13 protein-coding genes are annotated in these 12,272 nt (G+C 67.1%); 4 read left to right on the top strand and 9 right to left on the bottom strand.

Annotation, left to right across the window (positions count from 1 at the left end; all coding sequences use genetic code 11):
- Nucleotides 1-61 precede the first annotated feature (61 nt).
- From IBX22_RS36455 to IBX22_RS36445, 3 genes are all read left to right on the top strand, one after another.
- Nucleotides 62-412 carry a hypothetical protein gene (locus IBX22_RS36455; RefSeq protein WP_194820388.1) on the top strand — a complete coding sequence of 117 codons (351 nt, stop codon included), beginning with the start codon at nucleotides 62-64 and terminating at the stop codon, nucleotides 410-412.
- Nucleotides 413-498: 86 nt separating this feature from the next.
- Nucleotides 499-1,674: a serine hydrolase domain-containing protein gene (locus tag IBX22_RS36450; protein WP_194820387.1), complete on the top strand. Its 1,176-nt coding sequence runs from the start codon at nucleotides 499-501 to the stop codon at nucleotides 1,672-1,674.
- Between the two features lie 10 nt (nucleotides 1,675-1,684).
- Nucleotides 1,685-2,386 carry an HAD family hydrolase gene (locus tag IBX22_RS36445; RefSeq protein WP_194820386.1) on the top strand — a complete coding sequence of 234 codons (702 nt, stop codon included), beginning with the start codon at nucleotides 1,685-1,687 and terminating at the stop codon, nucleotides 2,384-2,386.
- Between the two features lie 7 nt (nucleotides 2,387-2,393).
- Here IBX22_RS36445 and IBX22_RS36440 read toward each other — a convergent pair whose 3' ends face one another.
- Nucleotides 2,394-2,897 (bottom strand): hypothetical protein, encoded by a 504-nt coding sequence (locus IBX22_RS36440; RefSeq protein ID WP_194820385.1) that lies wholly within the window; start codon nucleotides 2,895-2,897, stop codon nucleotides 2,394-2,396.
- Nucleotides 2,898-3,650: 753 nt separating this feature from the next.
- Here IBX22_RS36440 and ilvA point away from each other — a divergent pair.
- On the top strand, nucleotides 3,651-4,871 hold the full coding sequence (gene ilvA / locus IBX22_RS36435) for a threonine ammonia-lyase (RefSeq protein ID WP_194820384.1): 1,221 nt from the start codon (nucleotides 3,651-3,653) through the stop codon (nucleotides 4,869-4,871).
- A 19-nt stretch (nucleotides 4,872-4,890) separates the two neighbouring features.
- Here ilvA and IBX22_RS36430 read toward each other — a convergent pair whose 3' ends face one another.
- The 8 genes from IBX22_RS36430 to IBX22_RS36395 form a co-directional block, all read right to left on the bottom strand.
- Nucleotides 4,891-5,856, bottom strand: coding sequence for an ABC transporter substrate-binding protein (locus tag IBX22_RS36430; protein WP_194820383.1), 966 nt, complete (start codon nucleotides 5,854-5,856; stop codon nucleotides 4,891-4,893).
- A gap of 45 nt (nucleotides 5,857-5,901) precedes the next feature.
- Nucleotides 5,902-6,960, bottom strand: coding sequence for an ABC transporter permease (locus IBX22_RS36425; protein WP_309234941.1), 1,059 nt, complete (start codon nucleotides 6,958-6,960; stop codon nucleotides 5,902-5,904).
- The gene (locus tag IBX22_RS36420; protein WP_194820382.1) at nucleotides 6,957-7,754 is read right to left on the bottom strand and encodes an ATP-binding cassette domain-containing protein; all 798 of its coding nucleotides are present in this window, start codon (nucleotides 7,752-7,754) and stop codon (nucleotides 6,957-6,959) included. The genes IBX22_RS36425 and IBX22_RS36420 overlap by 4 nt, the downstream gene beginning before the upstream one ends.
- 105 nt (nucleotides 7,755-7,859) lie before the next feature.
- The gene (locus IBX22_RS36415) at nucleotides 7,860-8,183 is read right to left on the bottom strand and encodes a multidrug efflux SMR transporter (RefSeq protein WP_194820381.1); all 324 of its coding nucleotides are present in this window, start codon (nucleotides 8,181-8,183) and stop codon (nucleotides 7,860-7,862) included.
- 16 nt (nucleotides 8,184-8,199) lie between these two features.
- On the bottom strand, nucleotides 8,200-8,577 hold the full coding sequence (locus IBX22_RS36410) for a hypothetical protein (RefSeq protein ID WP_194820380.1): 378 nt from the start codon (nucleotides 8,575-8,577) through the stop codon (nucleotides 8,200-8,202).
- 104 nt (nucleotides 8,578-8,681) lie between these two features.
- Nucleotides 8,682-10,106, bottom strand: coding sequence for an argininosuccinate lyase (argH, locus tag IBX22_RS36405; protein ID WP_194820379.1), 1,425 nt, complete (start codon nucleotides 10,104-10,106; stop codon nucleotides 8,682-8,684).
- Entirely contained in the window at nucleotides 10,103-11,005 is a 903-nt protein-coding gene (locus IBX22_RS36400) for an SAM-dependent methyltransferase (RefSeq protein WP_194820378.1), read from the bottom strand. The genes argH and IBX22_RS36400 overlap by 4 nt, the downstream gene beginning before the upstream one ends.
- A gap of 56 nt (nucleotides 11,006-11,061) precedes the next feature.
- Nucleotides 11,062-12,264, bottom strand: a complete 1,203-nt coding sequence (locus tag IBX22_RS36395; RefSeq protein ID WP_194820377.1) for an argininosuccinate synthase — start codon at nucleotides 12,262-12,264, stop codon at nucleotides 11,062-11,064.
- Nucleotides 12,265-12,272: the final 8 nt, after the last annotated feature.

Here is a 12,272-nt window from a genome sequence, read left to right as displayed (position 1 = left end):
CCCGCCAGCCCGGCAGCGGATTGTTAGTGGTGTACCGAATTTCCGGCAAGCGAGGTGTGCGATGGTCGAAGTCGAAGTCACGGATGACACGGTGAAGTTCCACGTGCTCGGTGGACATCGCCTCCTGGCGCTGCGCGACGAAGTCACCCTCGACGTGGCCGACATCAAAGAGGTGACGATCGCCGAGGTCGACCTCCGGCCCCCGTGGCTCCGCACCCCCGGGGCCTTCTTCCCCGGCGCCATCGCCGCCGGCACCTTCCGCGGCAAGGGCCGTAAAGAGTTCTGGGACACCAACTTCAAGGGCCACGCCATCCGCATCGAGCTGGCCGGCCCCGGCTACACCCGTCTGGTCGTCGATGTCGCCGACCCCGACGCCGCCCTCGCCGAACTCACCTCCGCCGTCGCCGCCTGAGCCCCTCTCCCCCGCGAACGCGGGAGCTCTCGGTGCCCGCAGCGCCTGATTTACGCTGTACGGGAGACGGAGAGGGCTGATCGACGATGACCGACATTCCGACCAAACAGTTCGTGGACCGACGCTATGTGCGGCTGGTCGCCGAGTTCGACCGGTTGTTCCGCACGCCCGAGGACGGCGGCGGGGCGCTCACGGTCTACCAGCACGGCGAGCCCGTGGTGGATGTGTGGGCCGGTTTCGCCCGGCCCGACCAGGAATGGCAGCACGACACCGTGGCCATGGCCTACTCCACCGGCAAGGGCGTCGCCTCGACGCTGCTCCATCGCCTCGCCGAACGTGATCTGCTGCACTACGATTCGCCGGTCGCCGAGTACTGGCCCGAGTTCGCCGCGGCGGGTAAAGAGCACATCACCGTGCGCGACCTGCTCACCCATCGGGCGGGCCTGCATCGGCTGCGCGGACTGCTCACCGGACCCGCCGACGGATTCCTCGACGACGCGGCCGTGACTTCGGCCCTCGCCGCCAGCCCGCCCGACCCGCGCCACCGCGTGACCAGCGGCTACCACGGCATCACCTACGGCCATCTGGTCGCCGAACTGATCCGCCGGGTCAGCGGCTCGAAATTCACCGAGCTGCTCCGCACCGAGATCGCCGAACCGCTTGGCGCCGAAGAACTCTGGTTCCGCGTCCCCGACCACGAGCGGCACCGCATCGCCCCCAACTTCCCCCGCCTCACCATCGCCGGAATGAGCTGGGAACGCAGCAGCACCCTGCTCGGCCGAACCAAATTCGCCGCGGCCGCCGACACCACCCCCGCCGGCTTCGCCGAACTCGTGTCCCACCCGCGCCTGCACGATTCGGTCATGCCCGGCGTCAACGGCGTCTTCTCCGCCCGCTCCCTGGCTCGCCTCTACGGCGCCCTCGCCAACGGCGGACAGCTCGACGGCTACCAGCTCCTGCGCCCCGAAACCATCGAAAAAGCCAGCGAACGCCAAATCTTCACCCCCGACTACGTCCTCGCCTTCCGCATCCCCTGGGCCCTCGGCTATCACGGCGTCCCCATGAAGCCCTCCAAAGCCGACCCGATCTCCGCCTTCGGCCACTTCGGTCTCGGCGGCTCCGGCGCCTTCGCCGACCCCGCCACCGGCATGTCCCTCGGCTTCGTCACCAACCGCCTCGGCGGCAAACTGACCCCCCTCGGCGATGCCCGCCTAGCCCGCCTCGGCGCCATCGCCCACAACATCGCCAAACGCGGCCGTTAAGGTCGGCGGTATGACCGTGCGGGCCGTGCTTTGGGATGTCGATGACACGCTCTTCGATTATTCGGGGTCGGATCGGGCGGGGGTGCTGCGGCATCTCGAGGTGGAGGGGTTGCTCGAGGCGCAGGGTGGGGCGGGGCCGGCGGTGCGGCGGTGGCAGGCGATCATGGAGGCGGAGTTCGTTCGATTCCTCGCCGGTGAGGTGGATATTTTCGAGCATCGGCGTTGCCGTGCCCGGGTGTTTCTGGGGGTTGAACTGTCCGACGACGAGGCGGATGCCTGGTTCAACCGCTACATCGCGCACTATCAGGACTGCTGGACGTTGTTTCCCGACGCCGCCGAAGCGCTGGTCGCGCTCGAGCCGCTGGTCCGGCAAGCGGTGCTGTCCAACTCCTCGGTGGTCAACCAGGAGCGCAAGCTCCAAACATTGGGCATCCGTTCACATTTCGAGGCAGTGCTGTGCGCCGACGAACTGGGTCACGCCAAACCGGACGCCGCTGCGTTCCACGCCGCCTGTGCCGCACTGGATTTGCCGCCCGCCGACGTCGCCTATGTCGGTGATCGTCTCGATATCGATGCGCTCGGCGCTCGGGACGCCGGCCTGACCGCCGTCTGGTTGGACCGCGCGGGCAGCGGCGTCAGCCTGCCGACCGGGGTGCTGACTATCGCGGGCCTGGCCGAGTTGCCGAAGCTGTTGCAGTTCGACAACTCCTGATCGCAGGCTAGACCCGAGCCCCCGCATTCGCCGCGGCTCGGACGTAGGTCATACGCAGGAGCAGCCCGGCAGCCAGCAGGGCATAGGCGCTGATGATCACGATGCGGACCCAGTTCGTGTCCATATACCGGACGTAATCAGGGTGCAGCGTGCCATCGGCAAGCCAGGCGGATCCGGTCTCGCGGACTGTCTCCGCCCACACGCCCCAGAACCAGATACGACTGATGAACACCGAAACCTGCAGCGCCAGACCGAACCCGACCAACCAGGTCGGCACCCCGCGCGGCCGTAGCCAGAGCAGCACCGTCCAGCCGAGCAAGCCGGCAACGCCCACCGGGATCACCGTGAGATCGGAGAGCCGCTCATACCCGCCGTCGAACGCCACCATCCGCCCCGGCTCGAGGTACTGCAACGCGCGGTGATGCATGTGCGTCATCCATGCCAGCCCCGCCCCGTACGCGCTGACCACAGCCAGCACGACCGCCACCACAGATCCCCAACGTTCACGCATGATGCCCTCCACCGTCGCCGTCCTTCAACTCACACTCCCACCTGACGACCCGACGAATCATCCTGCCGCAGCACGACTTTCCCCGTACTCCCCCAGATGTAGGCACGTCGAGTGGGACATGGGTGTGGCGTCCCGAGTGCTCAGCGAGTGGGACATGGGCGTGGCATCGCGCGGGTGGTTACTCGGTGGTGTCCCACTCGACTCGGCCGGAATGCGAGGGGCAGCAGAATGGGAGAACTGGCGGTGGTCGGCGCGATCCCGGGCGGAGTGGGTGCGTTATCCGGCTGACGCGGATCTGCTGGGCGCGTATTATTGATGGATCACCTAGGTGATGGATGAAGTGACAGGGCGCCGGCTCCTACCCCGACGCCCTGCCTATGGGGTTACCTAGCCCGCTTCATGCGGACCAGAATAATGACGAGACCGACGATCGCCGCAGTGGCTGCAAACTATGCTGCAGCGGTCGTCGGCTCATCTTTACTGTGACGCCCCATATTCACCTCCTCTCCTGACGGTGGCGGCCGGACCGACCGCCAACATTCGGAGCTGAGGTGCATTCGCACTATAGCGGTCAGCTATGACACATGTGTGCGAATTTCTCTGAATCCGATTGTCGCAGAGTGCAGTTCGCTGCCACATTGCCATCGATGGACAGTGGCGGCGTCCGTCGCGCGACGGGAGTGTCCTCCACGTGCCCCGAGCGCGCCGCCCGAAAGGTGGGACGAATCGGCGTGGTGGTGGCAGCATGGGCGCATGGAGTTGCTCGGGCTGGAACAGATTGAAGCGGCGGCGGCGAGGTTGGCGCCGGTGATGCGGCAGACGCCGATCGTGGCGTCGCGGGTGTTGTCGGAACGGGCGGGGACCGAGGTCTTCCTGAAGTGCGAGAACCTGCAGCGAACCGGGTCGTTCAAGCCGCGGGGCGCCTACAACCGCATCGCGAATCTGCCAGAGGCGGATCGCGGGCGGGGTGTGGTGGCGGCAAGTGCGGGGAATCACGCGCAGGGGGTGGCGTGGGCGGCTACCTCGTTGGGGATCGAGTCGACGGTGTTCATGCCGGCCGGTGCGTCCATCCCGAAGTTGGCCGCTACCAAGGCGTATGGGGCGCGGGTGCGGCAGGTGGGTGAGACCATCGATGAGGCGTTGGAGGCGGCGCAGGATTTCGCGGTGCGGACCGGGGCGACGTTGATCCACCCGTTCGATCACCCCGATATCGTGGCCGGGCAGGGGACGGTGGCGCAGGAGATTCTGGCGCAGCTGCCCGAGGTCGGGACGGTCCTCGTGCCGACCGGCGGCGGCGGGTTGCTGGCCGGTATCGCGATCGCGCTGCATCACCTCGCGCCGGACGTGCGGGTGATCGGGGTGCAGGCGGCCGAGGCCGCGGCCTGGCCCGAGTCGCTGACCACCGGAAAGCCGGTCCGGGTGGCGAAGATGTCGACGATGGCCGACGGTATCGCGGTGGGCTTGCCGGGTGAGGTGCCGTTCGCGCATGTCGCCGCGCACGGGCCGAGCATCGTGACGGTGGACGAGGAGGCGCTGTCCAAGGCCTTGCTGCTGTGCCTGGAGCGGGCGAAGTTGATCGTCGAACCCGCGGGCGCGGCGGCGGTGGCGGCGCTGATGAGTTGTGCCCCAGCGGAATTGGACCTGCGCGGCCCGGTGTGCGCGGTCCTGTCCGGTGGCAATATCGATCCGCTGCTGCTGACCCGGCTGATCGGGCACGGGCTCAGCGCGGCGGGCCGTTACCTCGAGCTGCGGGTCACCATTTCCGATCTGCCGGGTGCGTTGAGCAGCCTGCTGACGGTGGTCGGCAAGACCGGCGCCAGCGTGGTGGATGTCGCGCATTCCCGGACCGGTACCTGGCTGGCGGTCAACGAGGTCGAGGTGTCATTGACGCTGGAGACCCGCGGACCGGATCACCGCGGCGAAGTGCTCGACGCGCTGATCCACGCGGGATACGCAGTGCGCGTGGAGGATTAACTCCCCCACGCGTCGCTTGTCAGCACTTGCGCTTGTAGAAGTACTTCGAGTTGGCGTCCATGCCGGCCTGGGTGATCGCCACCATGCTGGTCTGGATGGTGCGCGTCACCGGCTTGCCTTCGATGGCCGCGACCGCCTGTTCGACGCCCTTCTCGCCGATCCCGCCCGGGTCCTGGGCGATCAGCGCCTGAACGGTGCCCGCTTTCAGATCCTCGACCTGCTTGGGGCTGGCGTCGAAGCCGACCAGTTTCACCTGGCCGAGTTTGTTCGCGTTGCGCAGGCCGGTGGCGGCGCCCTCGGCGGAGCTCAGGTTGGTGGCGAAGATGCCGGCCAGGTCGGGGTGGGCGGCGAGGGTGGCGGTGACGATGGAGGCGGCTTGGGCGGCTTCGTTGTTGTTGTATTGCACGCCAAGGGAAGTGATGCCAGGGAAGGCTTTGAGGGCGTCTTGGAAACCTTGGGCGCGGGCGTCGGTGGTGGAGGTGCCGGCCTTGGTGTTGATCACCAGGACCGGGCCCTTGTCGCCGATGAGTTTCGCCAGCGTTTGCGCGGCCAGTTCGCCGCCCTTCTTGTTGTCGGAGGCGATGGAGGACAGGGCGACGGAGGTGTCGTCGAGGGCGGTGTCCACCTCGACGATTTTGATGCCGGTATCGCGGGCCTGCTTCATCGGGCTGGCCATGGCGGTGGCATGGGTCGGGGCGATCAGGATGCCGCCCGGTTTGTTGGAGACGACACCGCTCAGAATCGGAGTCTGCTGTGCCGCATCGAATTTCGTGGGCGCCTGGGTGCCGAGTTCGTAGCCCAGTTCCTTGGCTTTCGCCTCCGCGCCGCACTGCATGGAAATGTAGAACGGTTCGTCGGCGACACCGGGGATCAGCACTAGTTTCTTACTGTCGCCGCCACCCGAATCACCCACGTTCCCAGTGCATCCCACCACCAGCACCCCGGCCATCAGCGCACCGGCCACCACCCCGAGTTGTTGCCTCATCCTCGAACCTCCGCATTCTTTAGATCAACGCTTTGCTACGGACCTCTACTTCCGGTCCCGCGCCCGGCGGCGAGCCTGGTCGAACCAGACCGCCGCCACGAGAACCACACTCACCGCGATGGGCTGCCAGAACACCGGCACACCCACGATCACGAAACCCTTCTTCAACACCGACGGAATGAACACCCCGATCACCGTGCCCACCACGGAGCCGACGCCGCCGAAAAGACTTGTGCCGCCGATGACTACACCGGCGATAGCGTCCAGATTGTCGGTGGTGTGGCCGCCGATCGTGGTGGTGCCGAAGTACGCCAGATTCATGAAACCCGCGAGCCCGGCGAGTAATCCGGTCATCAAGTACACCAGCACCAGATGCCGGGTGACCGCGATACCGGAGCGCCGGGCCGCCTCCTCGCTGGAGCCGATGGCGTAGGTGTAGCGGCCGAACTTGGTGGTGTGCAGTATCCACGCGGCGAGCACTGTCACCACGGTGGCGACCAGCACCAGGTTCGGGACACCACCCAGCGAGGTACCGAAACCCAGTGTGTTGCGCAGCTTGTCGGGCACCGTGCGGGTGTCGACGCCGCCGGTGATCAGCTGTGCCGCCCCGAGGGCCGCACCGAAGGTGCCGAGCGTGACGATCAGCGGCGGGATCTTGGCCTTGGCCACCAGAAGTCCGTTCAGCAGACCCCAGATGCCGCCGCCTGCTACGGCTCCCACGAAGCCGAGCCCGATGAGGCCCCACCCCGCCCCGGTCGCGTCCTCGTTCGGGCTGAGCCACTCCATGGTTTTCGCGCCGATCACCCCGGCGAAGATCAGCACCATCCCGACCGACAGGTCGATACCGGAGGTGATGATGACGAAGGTCATGCCGACCGAAAGAACCAGCAGCACAGAGGTTTCGATGAGCAGCGTCTGAAAGGTGAAACGGGTCGGGAAGGCCTCCGGTCGCATCACACTGAACACGACACACAGCCCGACCAGCACCACACCGATCCAGACGGTGCTGATGCCCAGAAGTCGTTGCAGGCCAGTGCGTTCGGGCAGATCGATACCGCCGGTGTCACCGTTGTCCACGACGCGCTCGGCCTCCTGATCGCTCACGCGGCCTCCTCCTGCGACAACGCGCCCGTCATGGCGGCGACCAGATGCTCCAAGGTGGCTTCGGCGGCGGTGAATCGGGCCACGCGCTTCCCGAGCCGCAGCACCTCGATCCGATCGGCCACCGCGAGCACCTCCGGCATGTTGTGACTGATCAGCACCACCGCGATGCCTTCGTCGCGGACCCGGCGGATGACGTCGAGCACCCGCTCACGCTGGACCACTCCGAGGGCGGCGGTCGGCTCGTCCATGAACACGACCTTGCTGGCCCACATGACAGCCCGGGCCACGGCGACGCTCTGCCGCTGCCCGCCGGAGAGCGAGCCGATCGGCACATCGGCCCGTTGCAGCGTGACCCCGAGACGCCGGAAGTGCTCCACCGCTTGGCTTCTCATCGCGGCCTTGTCCAGCATGCCGAGTTTGCCCGCGATCCCCCGGCGCACCAGCTCGCGTCCGAGGAACAGATTGGCGGCCGGATCCAGATCGGGAGCGACCGCGAGGTCCTGGTACACGGTTTCGATGCCGAGTTTGCGCGCGGCGGTCGGGGTGTTCAGCACGACCGGTTTTCCGTCCAGCAGGATGGTCCCGCCGTCGGGTTGCTCGGCGCCCGAAAGGCTTTTCACCAGAGTCGATTTGCCCGCGCCGTTGTCCCCGATCAGGGCGACGACCTCACCGGCGCGTACCTGAAAGTTGGCCCCGCGCAGTGCTTCCACGCCGCCGTACCGCTTGATCAGCCCGCGGGCTTCCAGCGCGACAGCACCACCGCCCGCTTCGGGCGACTGTTCCTCCGACGTCATCGTCAGTCCACCCCCCGTGGACTCGGCTGACCAAACGACCAGTCCATCGCCCGATCCTACGATCACCCACTCCCCCGCCGAGGGTGATTCATCGAAAGTGGACTCTCAGTGCGCCGCACCGAGTTCCAGCGCCAGCACACCGAGGATGACCAAGCCGATCCCCCCGATCTGCACGAGCGTGAGCCGTTCGCCCAAGAACAGCGCGCCGATCGTGGCGACCGCGGCCACACCGATAGCCGACCAGATGCCGTAGGCGACACCGATACTCATGCCGCGCTTCAACGCCTGAGACAGGAAGAAGAACGCCGCGCAGTAGCCGATCACCACGATGATCGACGGCACCAGCTTGCTGAACCCCTCGGACAGTTTCAGCGAGATGGTCGCGGTGATCTCGGAGACGATGGCCAGCGCCAGCAGCAGGAGGGTCATGGCCGCACATTAGCGGTCAGGCCGAGGGGTCGAACCAGTGGCGTTCGGCGCAGACGGCGGCGGCGAAGCGCTCGATCGCCTGTACTGCGTCGGTGGCGCTGTGTACGACAGCACACCGCTCGAATACCTCGTCGTGTCCGGAATCCGTCTCCACCTCGACATGCGCCGAAATCTTGATCGACTCTCCCGAGACCGCCAGCGTCAGGGACCAGTGGACATCCATTTGGTCCTGACGGATCGCACTGACGTAGAGCACGAGGTAGGCGCCGTCAGAGGGAAAGACTTGATGTATGCGGAACTCGATTTTCGGCGACTGCCTGTGCACCGCGTACCCCAGATGAATCCACAGCGAGTAGAAGGGTCCGGCTCTGGCTTCGGCGAGCGCGCGCAGCACGGATCGGAGCGTCTCCGCCTCAGAAGTCGGGGTACCGGGCACGCCCCAAGTATGCGCGCCGCGTCGACGCCACGCGTGGACGCGTGCCCGGCCCTACCCGGTGCTCAGTGCAACCAGCTGCGGAGTTCGGTTACGTCCGTGCGGATTTCGTCGAGCTGGGCGGCGACCTGGACTCCCGCGGTGCCGCCGCGGGCGTTGCGCGAGGCGATGGAGCCCTGGACGGTGAGAACTTCGCGAACCTGCGGGGTGAGAGCCGGATCGATAGCGGCGAATTCCGCGTCGGTGAGAGTGTCGAGGCCGACGCCGCGGGATTCGGCTGCCTTCACGCAGGCGCCGGCCGCTTCGTGCGCAACCCGGAACGGAACACCCTGGCGGACAAGCCATTCGGCGATATCGGTGGCGAGAGTGAAACCGGCGGGTGCGAGTTCGGCCATGCGGTCGGTGTGGAAGGTCAAGGTGGAGACCAGGCCGGCGATCGCGGGCAGCAGGAGTTCCAGCTGGGCGACCGAATCGAAGAGCGGTTCCTTGTCTTCTTGCAGATCGCGGTTGTAGGCCAGGGGCTGGGCTTTCAGGGTGGAGAGCAGACCGGTGAGGTTGCCGATGAGCCGGCCCGCCTTGCCGCGGGTCAACTCAGAGACATCCGGGTTCTTCTTCTGCGGCATGATCGAGGATCCGGTGGACCAGGCGTCGGCCAGCGTGATGTAACCGAATTCCGGTGTGCTCCAGATGATTACCTCTTCGGCCATGCGGCTCAGGTCGACGCCGATCATGGCGAGGACGAAGGCCGCTTCGGCCGCGAAGTCGCGGGAGGAGGTCGCGTCGATCGAATTCGCCGCCGAAGCATCGAAATCCAGTTCGGCCGCGATCTGCTCGGGATCCAGGCCGAGTGAGGAACCCGCCAGCGCGCCGGAACCGTACGGGGACACCGCCGCCCGCTTGTCGAAGTCACGCAGCCGATCGATATCGCGCAGCAGCGGGTGCGCGTGCGCCAGCAGGTGATGGGCCAGCAGCACGGGCTGGGCGGCCTGCAGGTGGGTCTTGCCGGGCATCACCGCATCCGGGTGCGCGGCGGCCTGGGCGACCAGCGCGTCGACCACTTCGAGCACACCGAAGGCGACGCGCCGCACGGCATCTCGCAGCCACATCCGGAACAGGGTGGCGACCTGATCGTTGCGGGAACGCCCGGCCCGCAGCCGGCCGCCGAGTTCGGTGCCGACCCGTTCGATCAGTCCGCGCTCCAGCGCACCGTGCACGTCCTCGTCGGACTCGACGGGACCGAAGGCCCCCGAATCCACGTCGGCGGCGAGCTGTTCCAGGCCGGCGAGCATGCCGGACAGGTCACCGTCGGAGAGCAGACCGGCCTTGTGCAGCACCCGGGCGTGCGCCTTGGACGCGCGAATGTCGTACGGCGCCAACACCCAATCGAAATGCGTCGACTTGCTCAGCGCCGCCATGGCCGCCGCCGGACCGGACGCGAAACGTCCACCCCAGAGCGCGCCTTCGTTGGTGCCGTGGCTGTCGCTGCTCATCGTGTGCTGTCTCCTCCGGGTCGGATTGCGGTCATCAGTAGGTGGTGGCCGATCTCGTCGGCCTCGGCGGTGGTGACGGTGCGACCGTGGCCGGTCAGGACCTCGACCGGGTCACCGGCGAAGGTGCTCCAGCCGCGACGGTCGAACCATTCGACGGGGTGCGCGCGCCCCTCCATGGGGTAGAGCAACTGCTCGAGGTCGATCCCGAGGTCCAGGTGCACGCTGTGCGCGGCGCGTTCCCCGTCCGACGCCGACTGTTCCAGCATGGTGTTCAGTCCGACCCGGCTACCCGGGGCGCTCAGGGCGACGATGTCATCCAGCAACCGATCCTGGGCGTCGGCCGGCAGATAGCGCAGCAGGCCCTCGACCAGCCAGGCGGTCGCCGCTCCTGGATCGAATCCATTGTGCTGCAATGCTTTCGGCCAATCCTGGCGCAGATCCACCGGCACCGCGCGGCGGTCGGCACGGGGCTCGTGCCCGGTCAGCGCGGCGGCTTTGAAGTCCAGCACCGCGGGCAGGTCGAGCTCGAACACGACGCTGCCTGCAGGCCAGTCCATGCGATAGGCCCGCGAGTCCAAACCCGAGGCAACCAGGACGAACTGCCGGATGCCCGCGGCTTCGGCAGCCGCGAAGTACGCGTCGAAGTAGCACGTGCGAGCGACGATACTGGCGACCAGCGGTGCATAGGACTCGGCCACACCCTGCTCGTCCGGGCCGAGTTCACCACGCACGAGCCGGGTCCATACCGGCGAACCGGCGGCGGTCACCAGGATCTCGGCGAACGGATCAGCGAACAGGGCGTCCGGCCGCCGGGTTTCCGAAGCCCGCATGGCGGCCACACCGAGCGCGGTGAGCCCCACGCTGCTGGTGATGTCCCAACTGTCGTCGTCGCTGCGCATCGCATTCGCCTTTCGGTCGTAGCCTCTCGTACGAGGCTACGACCGATACGGGAGCCTTACTTCTGGTTCAGGTCGCGGCGCGCGGCGACCTTCGAGGACAGGCCGTGAATCTGCACGAAACCCTTGGCCAGCGACTGGTCGAAGGTGTCGCCCTCGTCGTAGGTGGCCAGGTTGAAGTCGTAGAGCGACTGCTCGGAGCGACGGCCGTTGACCACCGCGGAGCCGCCGTGCAGGACCATCCGGATATCGCCGGAGACGCTCTGCTGGGTCTCGGCGATGAAGGCGTCCAGCGCGCGCTTGAGCGGGGAGAACCACAGGCCGTCGTAGGCCAGCTCGGCCCAGCGCTGCTCGACCTGACGCTTGTAGCGGCCCAGTTCGCGCTCGATGGTGACGTTTTCCAGGGCCTGGTGCGCGGTGATCAGCGCGATGGCGCCGGGGGCCTCGTAGATCTCGCGGCTCTTGATGCCGACGAGCCGGTCCTCGACCATGTCCAGGCGGCCGACGCCCTGACGGCCGGCGCGCTGGTTCAGCTCCACGATGGCCTCGAGCACGCTGACCGGCTTGCCGTCGATGGCGACCGGGACACCCTTGTCGAAGGTGATGATGAGCTCGTCGGGTGCCTCGAAGTTGACCGTCGGGTCGGCGGTGTAGTCGTAGACGTCCTTGGTCGGCGCGTTCCACAGATCCTCGAGGAAGCCGGTCTCGACGGCGCGGCCCCACACGTTCTGGTCGATGGAGAACGGCGACTTCTTGCTGACGTTGATCGGGAGCTTGTTCTCCTCGGCGAAGGCGATGGCCTTCTCCCGGGTCCAGGCGTAGTCGCGGACCGGGGCGATGACCTCGAGGTCGGGCGCGAGCGCGCCGATGCCGACCTCGAAGCGGACCTGGTCGTTGCCCTTGCCGGTGCAGCCGTGCGACACGGTGGTCGCGTTGTGGAACTTGGCCGCCTCGACCAGGTGCTTGACGATCAGCGGGCGGCTGATCGCGGAGACGAGGGGGTACTGGCCCATGTACATGGCGTTGGCCTGGATGGTGGGCAGGCAGTATTCGTCGGCGAACTCGTCGCGCGCGTCGACCACGATGGCCTCCACGGCGCCGCAGTCCAGCGCGCGCTGGCGCACCGCGTTCATGTCCTCGCCACCCTGGCCCAGATCGATGGCGACGGCCACGACCTCGGCGCCGGTCTCCTTCGCGATCCAGCTGATGGCGACGGAGGTGTCAAGCCCACCGGAGTAGGCGAGTACGACGCGCTCGGACATTTTCTCTG

Source organism: Nocardia sp. XZ_19_385, assembly GCF_015355755.1.
In the GTDB taxonomy this organism is placed as follows: domain Bacteria; phylum Actinomycetota; class Actinomycetes; order Mycobacteriales; family Mycobacteriaceae; genus Nocardia.
This window is presented reverse-complemented; position numbering and strand designations above follow the sequence as displayed.